The following is a 16,489-nucleotide window of genomic DNA, read 5'->3' as shown; positions in this document are numbered from 1 at the left end:
TGGAAGGATTATTTTTTAATTTAAACTGATAACTAATAGCTGATCCGTTTGTTTTTTCGGTGTAAGGCATTAAGGAAATTCCGGAAAGTGTTCTTCCCAAATCCGGAATAACCGTCCATTTTGTATTGGCAGGAGCTTTAACATCCAAGAAATGTTCAGCTTCCATAGTCACTACGCCATTCTTCTCTTCAAAAATATACCCTCCGGTTTTTGCTTCTGCAGGAGTGATTCTGTAAACGGTTGGCTTAATGTTTCCTTCTTTGGGTTCGTCCCAGGATTTGTAGCCAATGTGCGTCTGATCCATCATATGATTCCATTTTCCTCCGGAGATATTCAGGTTGTAATCTTTGGTGTATTCGGCATCTCTGGTGAAACATTCATCGGCATAATCTGCCCAATAATTTGCTTTCTGATCTTTTTCTTCTGCCAATTTATGATCCATTGCAACGGCGTAATACATGTCGTAGAGATTGGCCATTGCACGAACCGGATGTAAAATAATCTGTTTGTACGTATCTTGGTAGGTCTTATCCAAAATCATAAACTGTCTCAAAGCCCTCGTCTCCAAAGCCAGATAAGCATCTCTTACTTGCAAAAACTCCCCACTTTGAAGATTATATGTTTTGTGATTCATCATTTCCGCGGAAACTCTTGAATTATATTTACAATACAGGTTGATGATTTCTGCAATTTCTTTGGCATTATTTTTTCCAAATTGATCTTCTGCAAATTTCACCGAGTAATAATCCAGATTTTCCTGTGTAAAAGAAGTTGGATTCCACGCCATATTCAGGAAGAAATCCATTGGATATTCATTTGGTTTTAGATCTCCGACATTCAAGATCCAGATTTTATCTACTCCATAACTGTAAGTCAGCTGCAGCTGTTCCCACATGTGCGGAATCTGCGCCATATTCAGCCATTGGTAGGCTCTTGGCGCGCCATGTAAATCAACGTGGTAGTACATTCCGTAACCTCCAGGATGTTTTTTGCCATTGAGGTAAGGCAATCGGCGGACATTTCCCCAATTGTCATCACAAAGTAGAATCGTCATATCGTCCGGAACTTTCATTCCCTGATCGTAGTAATCTAAAACTTCACTGTATAAAGCCCAAAGCTGAGGTGTTTCTTTAGCCTGTTTTTTTGTTACTTTCTGAATAATTTTTCTCTGGTCAAGCATAATTTGCTCCAATAATTTGAAATTGGCTTCCGCACTTCCCAGGTCGCTCATCGGTTCGTCGCCGTTTCCACGCATTCCCATTGTCACGAGATTATCATAATTTTTGTTCCGGCTGAATCCATCTTCCCAAAATTTCAGGAGACCTTCTTTATTGGTGTGGTAATTCCATTCACCGTTTCCGTATTCTTTTCTATGATTTCCCCATTCTTTCTGAGCCCGCATCATCGGCTCGTGGTGAGAAGTCCCCATAACGATTCCGTATTCATCGGCAACTTTCGGATTAAGCGGATCATCTTCGTTAAAGGCTTTCCCCCACATTGCAGGCCACAAATAATTGGCTCTGAGACGAAGGAGAAGCTCAAACATGTGTGAATACATTTTGCTGTTGATGCCTCCGAATTTGGTTCTTGCCCAGGTTCCGAAAGCAGGTTCTTCATCATTAATGAAAATACCGCGATACTTTACTTTAGGCTCACCTGAAGCATAATACCCAGGAACAACATACGCCGAAGAACGTTTCTGAACAGGGACATCATTCCAGTAATACCATGGAGAAACCCCTAATTGTCTTGATAATTCATAGATTCCGTAAATCGTTCCTCTTCTGTCGCTTCCGGCAATGATAAGCTGTTTTTTGGATTTAGATTTTGGATTTTCTACCGTTGTTATCACGAAACTTTCCCATTTTCCTTTTAAATCTTTGGCATTGATTTTTTTTGAGGATATAAGTTTATCAATCAATTTATTTGTGCCAAAAGTTCCGATGATGATTTCAAATTCGCCGGAAATTTCTGTTGTTGAAAGATTGGGTAATTTTCCTGTCACTTTCTGTATATCCGACTGTAAATCTTTCGCAGCACGAATGACGGCAGGATTTTCTGATTTATCATAAAATAAATTTGCAACATTTCCGTCCGTTGAAACAATTGGAAAACCGTTATCATTTGAAATGATATTCTCTGTAATACCTAAAGTTTGTTGGGCAAAAGCGCTTCCAACTCCAAGGAAACAGAGCAATACAAATACTTTGATAATTTTTTTATGGTTTATCATATCATTTCGTCATTAATCATTATTTAAGAATCACTTTAATATTTTTACCTGAATAAGCCACTGCTTTTTGCTGACCATTAGGAAGAATAATGGTGAAATTTCTTTTTTCAAGCATTCCTGTGTATTTTCCTTTGCGGCTGTGAATGGTTAGTGCATTGGATTTATCATCCCAATGTATTGGAATTTCAGTATAGCTGCCTTTTTCGTAATTGTAATTGTCGAATTCATCTTCGTATAAGACAAAATCCGCATCAGATCCGGGATATATTTTCAGAATTAAATGATCCCATTTTTTCTCTGCAGCATATTGTACATCAGGCCCGAAAGGAATTATGCTTCCGGCTTTTACATACAATGGAATATTTTGGATATTGACTGTTTTTTCGATTTCCTGTCCGCCTTTGTGCTTTGTATTGGTCCAGTAGTCGTACCACTCAGAACCGGACGGAAGATATGCTTTTACGGTTTTATTCTGTGTGAAATCCACATTCTCAACCGAAGGTCCTTTTTCCTCTCTTTTGTCCCAACCGTTCTGTTCATCGGTCTTCACTATTTTTTCCGGAGTGTATTGAGGGTTCAGCACAGGAGCCACCAGAAAAGATTTTCCAAACATATATTCGTTGTTGATATCCCAGGCTTTTTTATCTTCCTTAAAATCCATTGCAAGCGCTCTCATAAAACTAGACTGGTTTTTGGAAACATCCCACGAAACAGAATAAATATAAGGCAGCAAACTGTATCTTAACCTGATGAACTTCTCCACAGCATCATACACTACATCCCCTTTTTTTCCAAACTGATAGATTTCTCTAGGCACATCGGTTCCGTGCGAACGCATCATCGGTGTGAAGGTTCCATATTTCAGCCAGCGAACATACAGTTCCTGAAACATCGGATTTTTTGAACCCGAACTCTCGCTCCAGCCTTTTTTATATGTTCCGGCAAAGAATCCTCCTATATCAGAGTTAAAATTAGGGTTTCCGGTCATAGAAAAATTTAAACCGGCAGGAACCTGATTCCGTAATGATTCCCAAGAAGAATTGACATCTCCCGACCAAGTATTGGCTCCATAACGCTGCTGCCCCGCGAATGCAGATCTTGTTAAAATAAAAACCCTCTTATCGCCTGTTGTTGCACGCTGATGATCATAAACACCACCAACAGCCATTAACGGATATGCATTTCTAACCTTCCTGAACGAACCAAGATATGTTTTTGTATCTAAATCTTCCGGCTTCTGGCTCAAATGATCTGGTTCAGTGGAATCCATCCACCAGGAATCTACGCCCAGACTGAAAACGCCTTTATTCAGGTATTTCCAGTAAATGTCTCTGGCTTCGGGATTGTAAGCATCATAAACACGTACTCCTGAAGGATAATTCATGTCCGGAGGCCAGCTTTCCCTTCCGGATTCCGGCCAGGTTTTGAAATTGAAAAGCATTCCTTTAGGATCCATTTCACGATACTGATTCGTCATTGGCCCGAATGAAGACCAGATGGATACAGAAAGATGTGCATTTAACCCGTGAATATCATTGAGCATTTTTTTGGCATCAGGAAAATCAGGGCTTATGAAATCCATTGCATTCCACTGGTAATTGTTTCCCCAATATTGCCAATCCTGAATGATCCCATCCAAAGGCACTTTCAGATCACGGTATTTTTTAACAACATCCACAATTTCACCCTGACTTTTGTAGCGTTCCTTACTTTGCCAGTAGCCGTAAGTCCATAACGGAAACATTGGGACATTTCCCGTAAGATCACGCATTGCTGCTATCACGCCATCTGCATTTCCGCCATACATGAAATAATAATCCACCCCGTCTCCCACTTCGGAAGTAAAAGATGTCTTCTGATCATTATCCGTAAACTGAGTAGGAGAATAATTGTCCCAAAAAATGCCATATCCTTTTACAGACTGGAAGAAAGGCACAAAATCCCAGGTATTATTCTGCACCATTCTGATGTCCTGATTTCTTTGAGATAATTTTCCGTTCTGTAAAATTCCCAAACCATAAATAGGCTCGTCTTTTTCTAACTGAAAAGATTGAGTTACAGAATAAGTAGGACTTCCTGCATCATTAAAGGGTTTGAAATCGTTCCCGTTTTCTTTTACAAGCTCTTTTCCGGATGGTGTTTTATAAGCAACTTCTCCGTTTTTAGTATTGATGACAAGTTGTAAGCCACTGGTTTTTAACAACAAAATATTTTCATTTTCTGTAACGGAGAATTTTATTTTCTGTTCTTGTTTGATAACAGACAGACTTTTTTTTATAAATGATTTTCCCGAAGGATATTTAATAATTCTTATGATGTGCGGTCCGTAAAGCTTCACTTGCACATTCATGTTATCCGAAGAAAAATTCACGCCTGTATCCGTCTTTTTGTAAGACTGCGCATTGACATTATTTTGTACTCCGGATATTATTACGATCGTAACAATAAAAGCTTTTATGTTTATTTTTCTGAAATTCATTTTTTGTGATTGATGGATTGAATTGAAACTTAAAGATCAGTTTCTGAGATTTCTTTTAATCTAATTTCAAAAAACTATTAATTTTCTCCTGATCCACAGGCTTAAAAAGCAACTGAGAAAACAGATATAAGTCATTTTTCCAGACTTTAAAATCATGACCGCCGGGTTCTACATAGAAAATGTGAGGTATTTTATTTGCTGTAAGATAATCGTGGGTTCTTTTGCTGAAAGGCATCAGACGGTCCTGATCACCGCAGGAAATCCAGAGAAGCTTTAATTCTTTGGCTTTTTCAGGATTTGGAAGCAATTGCTGAGGTTCTTTTGTATTCGGAGCAGATGAAAACCCTCCAACCCAAGCGAATTTGTCGATATTTCCCAATCCGAAATTCAGGGTTTGGCCACCTCCCATCGATAGTCCTGCAATTGCCCTTTCTGCTCTATCTTTTTTAACCGGATATTTCTTTTCAATAAACGGAATAAGGTCGTTCAACAAATCTTTTTCAAAAGTTGCGAATGCTGCTACCTTATCTTTTGCCATAATATCTCCTGTTGCCCTGTCGTCTTTCATCGCCCTGCCATTGGGCAAAACTACGATCATCGGCATTACTTTTCCCTGTGCGTAGAGATTATCGAGAATAACCTGAGGCGTGCCGTTTCGGAACCATTCCTTTTCATTACCGCCGATGCCGTGAAGAAGGTATAAAACGGGATATTTATTTCCTTTTTTAAAACCAGGTGGCGTGTAGACCAGAGCTCTTCTCTGAGTTCCCACCGTTTTTGATTCATATTGTATGGTATCAATTTTCCCATGGGGAATCTCTTTTTTTTCAATATCAAAACCCTGTGGCGCCTGTTTTTCAATTGTTTGGGCAGAAATAAACATTCCTGACAAAACAAAACCTAATGCTAATACAACTGAATTTTTCATAAATCTTTATTTGTATTTTTTACACTTATTAATTTAGATAAAAAAATAAAATCCTTTGAAATTATTTTTAATAGTATTCTAAAACATTTATTTTATGGTTGAAGAATCTGTAATTCTGAAAAAATCTACATCTACAAAACCTCCTGTATTTTTGGCTGCATAATTGAAAATTGCAAACTTTGACCCCATAAATAACCTTCTGTAATCGAAAATCATTTTATAGCCTTTTTCCATAACCGTCCAGTTCTTCTGATCTGTGCTGTAAGAAAAATCCGCCAAATCTTTTCCAAGGTTAAAATCTGCTTCAATACGAAGAAAAACTTTATACGAATTCAACGGAATTCGTTTTTTTTCTTCTTTTTTTACATTTGTAATGGCCTTTGTTTTATTATCAAGACTTACTTCATTGGTAGAAAACGTAATAAATTTTTGATTTCCTTCCTTTACAACAGCCAGTATTCCCGAATCGCCATTAAATGCACTGAGTCCAGCAATATCACCATCTTTCATACCTTTCACATCTAATGCAACAACAGCACTTGATTTCGGACCGGTCATTCTTTGTGTTAAAGTATTTGGAGCTGCGTAAATATGATCTACTACACGGCTCGTTTTTAGTCTCAAAAATCCTTTTCTTTCGGATAAAGACCATGCATCATTTATAGGATTATGGTTCCACTGCCACTGGATTTTCAATTTTTTATCTGAAAATTCATCACTTTCTACAATATTATTTTTCGGTTTAAACGGAGGAAGCGGAACTTCACCATGCAAAGGAATCTTTCCGTTGTCACCCAGAACCGGCCAGTCGTTTTCCCACCGTACAGGAAGGAGAATCGGGACACGCCCCACTCCGCCTCTGTCCTGAAAAATAAGCGAATACCAGTTACCTTTTTTATCATCAATCAATGTGCCCTGCCCGGCATAAGAAAATCCTAAAAAATTATCTTCCAGAACTACTTTTTTCTCATAAGGACCCGTTACTTTATCTGCTCTGTAGACTACCTGTCTTCGTTTTTCGTTTCTCGGCCATGAAATCATCATCATATAATATTTTCCGTTTCTTTTGATGATCTGATTACCTTCCAGCAAGCCGGTTTCGGAGGAATCCTTCTGAAAAACTTCCGTTCCTTCAGGATTTCCGATGACTTGCTTAAAATCAGGACTTAATTCAAAAACTTTATTGGAAGTAAAGACATACACCCTGTCATCATCGTCAAAAAACAAAGAGGCATCATGAAAATGTCTGGTTCTGGTAATAAGCTTCCAGCCTTCTTTTTCAGGATTATCCGTTACATAGAAATAAGATTTAAAAGGTTCGTCATTCGGGGAAAACAAAACATAATATTTTCCCTTGTGATAACGGATGGACGAAGCCCACTGTCCGCGGCCGTAAACCGTGCCATCCAACAGGTCATATTTGGAATTATCATTCAGCGTATTAAATACATAGCTTGCCATTTCCCAATGCACAAGGTCTTTGGAATGCATTACCGGTGCTCCCGGCATGAGGTGCATTGTGGTGGTGATAAGATAAAAATCATCTCCGCTTCTGGTTACCGATAAATCCGGAGCATCTGCCCAAATGATGGGATTAGTAAAGGCCGTTGTCTGCTGTTTCTGAGTGGGATTTACCTGAGCCGAAAGGAGATTCAGCCCGATAAATCCAAAAAAAGAAACTATATAAAATGTGTTATTAATTTTCAAAATCTCAATGTTTGAATGGTTATTTAATTTTTACAATTTTAAGAGACACTTCGACAAGCTCTGTGTTCACTTTTCATATTGACTATTTCATTTTCAACCTTTTAACCTTAACCTTAGAGCCTTTGTTAAGTTTGGGCTAAAGCCTGTTTTGATTTTGCTTATTGAACGGGCTAAAGCCCGTTCCTATTGATGATTTCCCTGTGATTATCATTATAAATAACTGCTCGAACTATACATTAATCAGGCACAATATCGTTAGACGAAGTGCTGTACAGGCCAATTAAGCTTCCCGTAAAACCTCCTGCCACATCGGTAGAAAGTATGTCACCGGAAACAGGGCCGCCAAGATTTCTGAAGTTTTTACCATCCAGAGAATAATTAAAAAGATGGTCATCTTTTTCACCAATTACCTGTAATCTAATCGTTTTTGAAGGGGAAATTTTTTCACTGGCGATCAGCTTTGATTCTCCTTTTTCGGTTCTTTCCAAAACAATATAGAAATCTTTACCCTTTTTTGTAATTCCAAAAACGTAATTGAATCTTTCGCTTTGGTAGCAGGTAATTCCGGCTAATTCTTTTTCAGATTTAGGCTTAAAATCCAGCGTTACGGAAGTTTCAAAATCTTCATGCTGCAACCTGTGGAATAATGCCGAAACAGGCGCCAATGCTTTAATATTGGTTTCAAAAGGGCTTATTTTTACTCCGTTTTTTACCGTGCTGATAAAGTTCTCTCGCGGGCCTCTCATCGCAATCCATCGGTAATCCAGATTTTTACCGGTAAGCTTATCTGTAAAGGTAAAATTACCATTAGGGAAAAATCCGTTTTGTCCGGTCTGGTTTTTTACACCTTCCGGTAGTTTTAATTTTGGTTTCATCGGAACCAGCCCATTTTCAAAAACAGGATATTTTCCGCTCCAGTCCACGGGAAGAATAAAAGTTTCCCTTCCTGAATTCACACGGTTTTTTTCGTTTGGACGAATGGCAAGAAATACACCGTAATATTTTCCTTCCGGAGTTTCCACAAGGTCTGCATGACCTGCCCAGTCTACCTTATCTTTTCGGTCTTTCGGGAAATATCTTTGGGTCAAAATCGGATTGTTAAGTGCCGGAATGAAAGGACCTTTCGGGGAATCAGCCATAAAGATAACCTCACTGTGATTGCCTCCTGTTCCGCCTTCTGCGCACATCAGGTAATATTTTCCGTTCTTTTTATACAAATGCGGACCCTCTATCCATATTGGTTTTTGGGAAAGATCTACCCCGCCGTTTACAATAATTTTATCTGATCCTGCGACTACCTGATCTTTTTCAAGATCATAATCCCAGATTTTTATGACGCGGTGGCCGTTGTATTGCTCGGTTCCCTTTGGGGGAGCATCATTGTGAACGATGTATGCCTTTCCATTATCATCAAAGAAAATTGAAGGATCAATACCATCGAAATTCAGCTTCTGTACTTCGCTCCAGCCTTTTGCCGGATCCTTGGTTTTCACGACCATATTACCGATTCCACTGGCGATCTGAGTGGTAATCATATAAAAAGTATCGTTATATTTATTATATTTAATATCCGGTGCATAAATTCCCTGTGAAACGCCTGATTTTTCTACTTTAAGCTGTGACGGACGGTCGAGAACGTGCCCTATCTGCTTCCAGTTCACTAAATCTTTTGAAGTAAAAATAGGAACACCCGGAAACATTGAGAATGAAGAATTCACCAGATAATAATCCTCTCCTTTTCTTGTAATACTGGGATCGGGATAGCATCCCTGAAGAATCGGCGAATAAAATTCATCCTCTTTCAGGGGATTGTTTGTGTAGATCTTATCATTTCCGCGATAGGAAAAATCAGAAAAAACCTGCGCTGAAAAGCTGTTTACCGAAAGTAAAGCAGCTGCTGCAATTATTTGGGTTTTATTCCTAAAAAATGACCGGTTCACTATGTTCTGTTTCATTATTTTATATTTTATAATCTTTAAAAACAAGGCCTTAAACAATATTAAGACCCTGCTTACTACATGAAGAAAATTTACTCTTTCTAAACTCCGCTGAATGCGCTGAAACCACCATCAACAGGCAATAAAGCACCTGTAATAAAACTTGCTGCATCTGAACACAGGAACTGGACAGCCCCATTAAGCTCTTCCACTTCCCCGAATCTCTGCATTGGTGTTTTCGCAATTACTTTTTTGCTTCGGTCGGTTAAAGATCCATCAGGATTCAATAAAATTTCACGGTTCTGATCACCGATGAAAAACCCCGGAGCCACAGCGTTGACACGGATTTTATCACCAAATTTTAGGGCTACATCCGAAGCAAGCCATTGCGTAAAATTGGTAATCGCCGATTTGGCCGCCGAATAGCCCGCCACTCTTGTAATGGCGGAATAGGCCGCCATTGACGAAATATTTACAATGCTTCCGCTTCCCTGCTCTGCCATTACCTTTCCGAAAACATAGCTTGGGTAAACGGTTCCGTTGATATTGAGGTCTGTGACTTCGTTCCATGCTTCCATTTTTAAATCAAAAAAAGACTGGTCCGGAGATAATGTTGCGGAAGGAATGTTTCCTCCGGCAATATTGAGCAAAATATCAATCCTGCCGTATTTTTCAAGGATTTTTTTCGAAGCGGCTTCAAGACTTTCGATATTCATTACATTGGCTTCCACAGCAAAGGCATCGCCGCCAAGGTCTGTTAATTCCTTAACTCTGGCATCTAATGTTTCCTGATTCCTGCCGAGCGCAACAATTTTTGCTCCGGCTTCGGTGAAACTTTTAGCTAAACTTCCGCCCAAAACACCTGAAGCACCTGTAATGATGGCTACCTTACCTTTTATACTGAATATTTCGTTCATTTTTTATAATTGATAGATGATATTTTATAATTGATGATTAAACCATTTATTTCCAGAGGTTTTTACCTGAAGCTATTGATGTTGAACCCTTCGGGTTCTGTTTTGTCTTTTTATTTTAATTCAGAATTGACGGCGGCCATTACGCCTTCGATTTGTCCTAATGCAAGCATCCTTCCCAGGAATGAATATCCGGGATTGTAGCCTTTATCTACATCATCCGTAAGCAGTCTTCCATGATCGATACGCATTGGTAAATCCGGATTTTCTTTTTCAAATACACGGATGACATCAATGAGCTTTCCTCTTCCTCCCAAATGATGCGCTTCAATAAAATCTCCGTTTTCAAAGACATTGGTGCTTCTTAAATGGACAAATTTTGTGCGGTGTGCAAACTTTTGAGCCAGCTTCGGAACATCATTCTGAAGATTTGCGCTTAAAGAACCTGCACAGAACGTCAATCCGTTGTGTGGATTATTGACCTCATTCAGGAACCAGTCGATATCCTCTTCATTGGTGACAATTCTTGGTAAGCCCAGCAATGAAAACGGCGGATCATCCGGATGCACACACATCTGAATGTTCCACTTTTCGCAGACAGGCATTATTTTTTCGAGGAAGTATTTCATATTCTGACGAAGCTGGTTTTTATCAATTCCGTCATATAATGCCAGTAAATTTTTGAATTTTTCTACAGGATTTAAATCTCCTTCCTTGATATTCCCATTGACAAAACCCTGTGTTTTTACAATGACAGAATCTATAAGAATATTATTATCTTCTTCCGTCAATGTATTTTTTAATCCTTCTACTTTCTGAAGAATCTTTGAATTATAATCGTTTTCTGCACCTTCACGCTGCAAAATATGAATTTCAAAATAAGCAAATTTTGCTTTATCAAAATATAAAGACGACGAACCATCTTCCCATTGATGAAACAAATCTGTACGAGCCCAATCGAGGACCGGCATAAAGTTGTAACAAACCGTTGTTACCCCGGCTTTACCCAGATTTTCAAGACTTTTAATGTAATTTTCTATTAACTGATCCCTGTTTTCCCCTCCATATTTTATGGCTTCACTTACTGCGAGACTTTCTACGACAGACCAGCGAAGGCCGAAACTTTCGATATAATTTTTATAATCATTAATGGCTTCTAATGACCAGACTTCCCCGTTCGGAATATCGTGCAATGCTGAAACAATACCTTCCACACCGATCTGGCGAAGCATATTCAACTGTATTTTGTCTTTCTTACCGAACCAGCGCCATGTTCTTTCCATAGTCTTTAAAATTTTAATTAAAAAACAAGGCAGACATTTGGTATCTGCCCTGCTAACTATATGAATGTGAAACTAAATATTTTTTTAATAACCAGGATTCTGATATTTAGCCTTAATATCTGCAGAAACTTCCATTGCATCAAGCTGATTTTGAGGAATTGGTCTCAGATAATGAAAAGGTTTTATCGTTCTGGTCACGGTTTGCGGAGTATGATCCCCGTAAGAAGCACCTCCGATCTGATAGGTTGTAGCATACTGCTCCCATTTCTGAGTACGAACCAGATCATACCATCTGTAGAATTCTCCATAGTATTCACGGGATCTTTCAGCCAAAATATAATCTATGGTGATTACTGCAGGTGTTGCGGCAACCATAGCAGCACTGTTATCTGCTATATAAGCCACATTTTGAGCATTATTAAACTTCCATTTTCCGGCTCTTGCACGGATAACATTGATAAGATCTCTGGCTGTCATTGCTCCTGAAGCTCCTTTTACCGCTGCTTCCGCTGCGATGAAATAGAATTCTGAAAATTTAGCGACATTGAAAGGTCTTGTAAGCCCTGCATTAGGGTATCCTAAACCGTTAGGATCATCGGTACGGTAAGTTCCTATTTTCCATAATCCCGGATATACTATTCTGCTGATTCCGTTTGGTGCAATAACCCAGTCTGCTCTTCCAGGCAATGTTCCTGCTCCTACTCCGCTTTGCCCTGCTCCTGTAGGATATGCCGGAGTCTGTGAATCATCATTCAGGAAACTAAGGATAGCTCCGCCGGGCTGTACAGGCAGACCGTTGGCATTATATAAAGTAGGAACCGTTGTAAGCCCTGTTCCAACTTTATTCCAGTTTCCTCTGTAGGTAGTTACAAATGTACCGTCATAGCGGGAATCATTGGTTTTATCTGCAAACGTGTTTTTAATTACACCTATTGTAGGACACATACGAACCCAAGGTCTTCCCAATGATTGTGCAGCCTCACGCTGGATGGAGCTTACTGCATCATTTGGTCCCCATGCTGCTGTTTTACTGCTTTTAATGGCTGTATAATTCCAGGTCTGCATCCATGCTGCAAAGTTATCAGGCGACCATCCGGAACCAAATCCTACAGGATCACTTTCGTTATAATATGTACTTGATGAGGTATGGTCTGCATAGAGCATACATTCTAAATTTCTATCGTTGGAACCTACGTTTACATCGTAGAAAGTAGGTTGAAGACCATAAGTTCCGGGATTTGTAATTCCCGCCATCGCTATATCATAAGCCTGCTGGAAGTACCACTGAGCGTTGTGGCCATCAGGATCAGTTCTTGACACTTCCGGATAAGTGGGAATATTGTTGGGATTCTGCAGCCACCAGCCGTAGGTAAGGTAAGCTTTGGCTAAAATTAACCTTGCAACATTTTTTGTAACTCCTCCCGTGACACGTGGTGAAGCGGGCAGGTTGTCAATGGCTGTTTTAAGATCAGGAAAAATAGCTTTTGTGTAAACCTCAGGAACAGTATTTCTTACTGATGTAGTGGCAGGAATGGTATTAAACTTTAATTCTCCGGCACCTAAGTCCAAAGGAACTCCTCCGTACGTCTGAACCAGCATAAAATAATCAAATCCCCTGAAGAATCTGGCTTCCGAGATCATTGATTCGGCAATTCCGAACCCCGGTCCTTTTTCTATGATCCCGTTGGCTGTATTGATATATGGAAAAACAGACCCCCAGATCATACTGGTAGGAAAAGTATTGGAATTGATATTTCCCTGTCCGGACATATCCAGCTCTTTGAAGTTACCGTCAGCACTTTGTGCCCAGGTAGATTCATCAGTACCGTTCTGGCAATTACTCATAAAGTAACCGTTACCATACAACATTCTTAACTGTCTGTATAAGGAAGTAAAACTCTGGTTGATCCCATCCGGCGTACTAAAGTAGTCAACAGTGTATGTTGATCTTGGCTGCTCGTCAAGAATCTCATTACATCCTGTAAATGTTAATGATAAAAAGATTGCTCCCAATATCAGTTTTTTGTTCAAATTTATCATGACTGTACAGTTTTAAAAAGTTAAATTAAGTCCCATTAAGTAATTTCTTGTAGAAGGATTATTAGTTCCTATAATCAGCTGACGGCTTTGGTATCCGCTTACCGCCTGATTTTCGTTCCCGAATGAATTCGGCTCGGGATCCATTCCTGAAAACTTATGATAAGGAGAGAATAATACCACAGGATTTGTAACTGTAAAATAAATTCTGAAACCCGTAATTTTTAAATCTTTTAAAAAGTCCTTATCAACATTGTATCCTAAAGTTATTGTACGAAGCTTTAGGTATGAAGCATCAAACATGGCAAGAGTAGAAGAATATTTCGGGTTATCACCACTTAGATGGCGGCCCGGGCGCGGAAAATAAGCATCCGTATTGTCCTCCGTCCAGTAATCTACGTCTACGTTATTTCCTCTTCCCGTTAATCTGTTCAGATAACTTGCAGATCCGTATATGGAGCTAATGAGGATTCCTCCGTGCTGAAATGCACCTACCGTACTCAGCTCAAAATTCTTGTATGCAAAACGCATATTGAAACCTCCCTGATATTTTGGAGCCGTATCGAAAATCTGTCTGTCATCCGGCCCGATTGCTCTTACCGGAGTTCCGTCCGGATTATAGCCGCCGGTATACAAAACTTTGATAGATCCCACTACATCAGCCGCAGTTCCCGGTTCCAGAATGCTTTGGTAAGGATCACCCGCCTGCCAAAGACCAATATACTGATAATCATATAAAGAATTAATATTATGCCCTACGAACCACAGGTTATTTACATCTCGGGGAGTTCCTGAAGCAAGAGATAAAATTTTGTTTCTGTTGGTATAAAAGTTAACGCCGGCTTCCCAGGTAAAACCATCAGGATTGTCAAAAATAATTCCGTTAAGGCTTACTTCAAATCCTTTATTTTCTGTTTCGGCAACATTGGAAACAATAGATCCGATAGCTGTGGAAGGCGGAAGATTTTTTTGAGTTAAAAGATCATAGGTATGTGTGTTATAATATTCTGCACTACCTGTAAGACGGTTATTAAACAATCCGAAATCCACCCCGTAGTTTTGTGTTTTTGAATATTCCCAGCCCAGATTTGGATTCGGGGCCTGGCTTACATATACTCCAGTACTGTTTGTAGTTCCGAAATTATATGGAGTAACGGTGAGCGCTCCTAAAGTAGAATATGGATTTACGGCCTGGTTGGAAGTTTGTCCCCAGCCTGCTCTTAGTTTTAAGAGATTAAGAGCATTTATATTCTGCATGAACGATTCATTAGTAACGTTCCATCCCAGTGATAATGCAGGATAAGTATGCCATTTGTTTCCCGGCGCAAGCCTTGAAGATCCGTCCGCACGAAGAGTGGCTGTCAACATATATTTATTGTCATACGTGTACATTACTCTTCCCATTGCAGAAAGCAATCCGGTTTGCCAGTAAATCTGGTCTTCCGGTCTTACGGTAATATCCGCCTGAGGAGACTGGCCTAAATTATAATACTGGAAAAAATCTGCAGGAACATTCTTCGCACTCATGTAAGAGCTTGTGTACCTGTTACCTTCTGCTGAATATAATCCTACTGCATTTATTTTGTGCTTCCCGAAAGTACGGTCATACGTTAAAAGGTTTTCCAATACCCAGTGATAGGTCTGGTTGTTACCTCTTCCCGCTGATGAAGGACCTAGCGCATTGGTATTGAATACGCCTACTCCCGTATAGTTTCCACTATTGGATGTACGGTAATCCAAACCTATATTGAGCCTGTATTTCAGTCCGGTTACAGGCAGATTCGCTTCACCATAAAGATTATTGTATGATGCGAAAGACTTGGTTTCATCAACGTATTTATCATTTAAATCTTCTACTGTTTTTCGGGTGTAGATCCATGTCTGATCGATACCTCCTGCCGTACTCATCACTCTTTTAAAGCTGCCATCCTGATTATAAGGATTAGCGATTGGAGAATAACCCAAAACCGCTCCCGGATTTACTCCGTTTCCTTCTGATATGGAATAATTGGTATTGGTTGTAAAACCAAATTTGAAAGTTCTGCCTACCTGCTGATCAATTGCCGTACGTAATGCAAATCTTTCATAACTCTGAAGCGGAATAAGTGCATTTTGTTTAAAATAAGATAAGCCTACATTATAATTTCCACCTTCTGTTCCTCCTGAAACACCGATGTCATGACTGGTCATCATCGCAGGCTTGTAATAAAGATCCTGCCAGTCTGTATTTACATTATTATTTTCATCGACTCCGTTGCTGTACAGAGGAGTTGTGTTTCCGGCCGGGATTGCATACGCACGAAGCTGGGCAAATTTAGGCCCGTCCATCATGGGATATTTAGAAAATAAAGTCTGAACTCCGGTAAAGGTATTGTACGTAAATCTTGGCTTCTGCCCTTTACTTCCCCTGTTTGTGGTTACAAGAATTACCCCGTTTGCCCCTCTGGATCCATAAATCGCGGTAGCTGAAGCATCCTTTAAAATATCAATACTTTTAATATCACTTGAGCTGATATCTCCTAATGATCCTACGAAAGGAATACCATCCAGAACAATCAGCGGATTGTTATCACCCGTTAAGGATCTTGTTCCCCTGATCCTGATCTGCATTGCAGCGCCGGGTTTTGTAGAAGTCTGCGAAATATCCACACCTGCAGTTCTGCCCTGCAATGCCTGCGTAATGTTTGCCGAAGGTACCTCACGAAGAGCATCTCCTTTTACAGTGGCAACAGATCCTGTTACCGCTTCCTTTCTCTGTGTCCCATATCCGATTACAACGACCTCTTCAATCTTCTTCTCCTTAACTGCTGTATCTTTTTTAATCTGGGAATAAACCATGCCTGACGGTAATAAAGCCATCGCAAAAAACAATGCGGCTCTATTACTACCAAAATAAAATCGATTCATAATTATTATTTTTTAAATATTAGGGTTGAAAAAAAGGCCATTAATAATTATTATAACTTGAGAA

Annotated in this window: 9 protein-coding genes; all 9 read right to left on the bottom strand. The window is 39.5% G+C overall.

Going from position 1 to position 16,489, the window contains the following annotated elements; all coding sequences use genetic code 11:
• Positions 1-2,233: glycosyl hydrolase 115 family protein (locus H560_RS0117965; RefSeq protein ID WP_027381272.1), on the bottom strand; the 2,233-nt coding region annotated here is incomplete at its 3' end.
• Positions 2,234-2,252: 19 nt separating this feature from the next.
• Positions 2,253-4,712, bottom strand: a complete 2,460-nt coding sequence (locus H560_RS0117960; protein ID WP_027381271.1) for a glycoside hydrolase family 31 protein — start codon at positions 4,710-4,712, stop codon at positions 2,253-2,255.
• 55 nt (positions 4,713-4,767) lie between these two features.
• Entirely contained in the window at positions 4,768-5,640 is an 873-nt protein-coding gene (locus tag H560_RS0117955; protein ID WP_027381270.1) for an alpha/beta hydrolase, read from the bottom strand.
• An 87-nt stretch (positions 5,641-5,727) separates the two neighbouring features.
• Positions 5,728-7,347: a glycoside hydrolase family 43 protein gene (locus H560_RS0117950; RefSeq protein WP_027381269.1), complete on the bottom strand. Its 1,620-nt coding sequence runs from the start codon at positions 7,345-7,347 to the stop codon at positions 5,728-5,730.
• 236 nt (positions 7,348-7,583) lie between these two features.
• The gene (locus H560_RS0117945; RefSeq protein WP_034753175.1) at positions 7,584-9,302 is read right to left on the bottom strand and encodes a glycoside hydrolase family 43 protein; all 1,719 of its coding nucleotides are present in this window, start codon (positions 9,300-9,302) and stop codon (positions 7,584-7,586) included.
• Between the two features lie 83 nt (positions 9,303-9,385).
• On the bottom strand, positions 9,386-10,201 hold the full coding sequence (locus tag H560_RS0117940; protein WP_027381267.1) for an SDR family oxidoreductase: 816 nt from the start codon (positions 10,199-10,201) through the stop codon (positions 9,386-9,388).
• Positions 10,202-10,311: 110 nt separating this feature from the next.
• Positions 10,312-11,481: a mannonate dehydratase gene (gene uxuA, locus H560_RS0117935; protein ID WP_027381266.1), complete on the bottom strand. Its 1,170-nt coding sequence runs from the start codon at positions 11,479-11,481 to the stop codon at positions 10,312-10,314.
• A gap of 84 nt (positions 11,482-11,565) precedes the next feature.
• Complete coding sequence (locus H560_RS0117930) at positions 11,566-13,521, bottom strand: RagB/SusD family nutrient uptake outer membrane protein (RefSeq protein ID WP_027381265.1); 1,956 nt, start codon at positions 13,519-13,521, stop codon at positions 11,566-11,568.
• 12 nt (positions 13,522-13,533) lie between these two features.
• Positions 13,534-16,425 (bottom strand): SusC/RagA family TonB-linked outer membrane protein, encoded by a 2,892-nt coding sequence (locus H560_RS0117925; RefSeq protein ID WP_027381264.1) that lies wholly within the window; start codon positions 16,423-16,425, stop codon positions 13,534-13,536.
• Positions 16,426-16,489 lie beyond the last annotated feature (64 nt).

This window comes from Chryseobacterium daeguense DSM 19388 (assembly GCF_000430825.1).
Taxonomy (GTDB): Bacteria; Bacteroidota; Bacteroidia; order Flavobacteriales; family Weeksellaceae; genus Chryseobacterium; species Chryseobacterium daeguense.
This window is presented reverse-complemented; position numbering and strand designations above follow the sequence as displayed.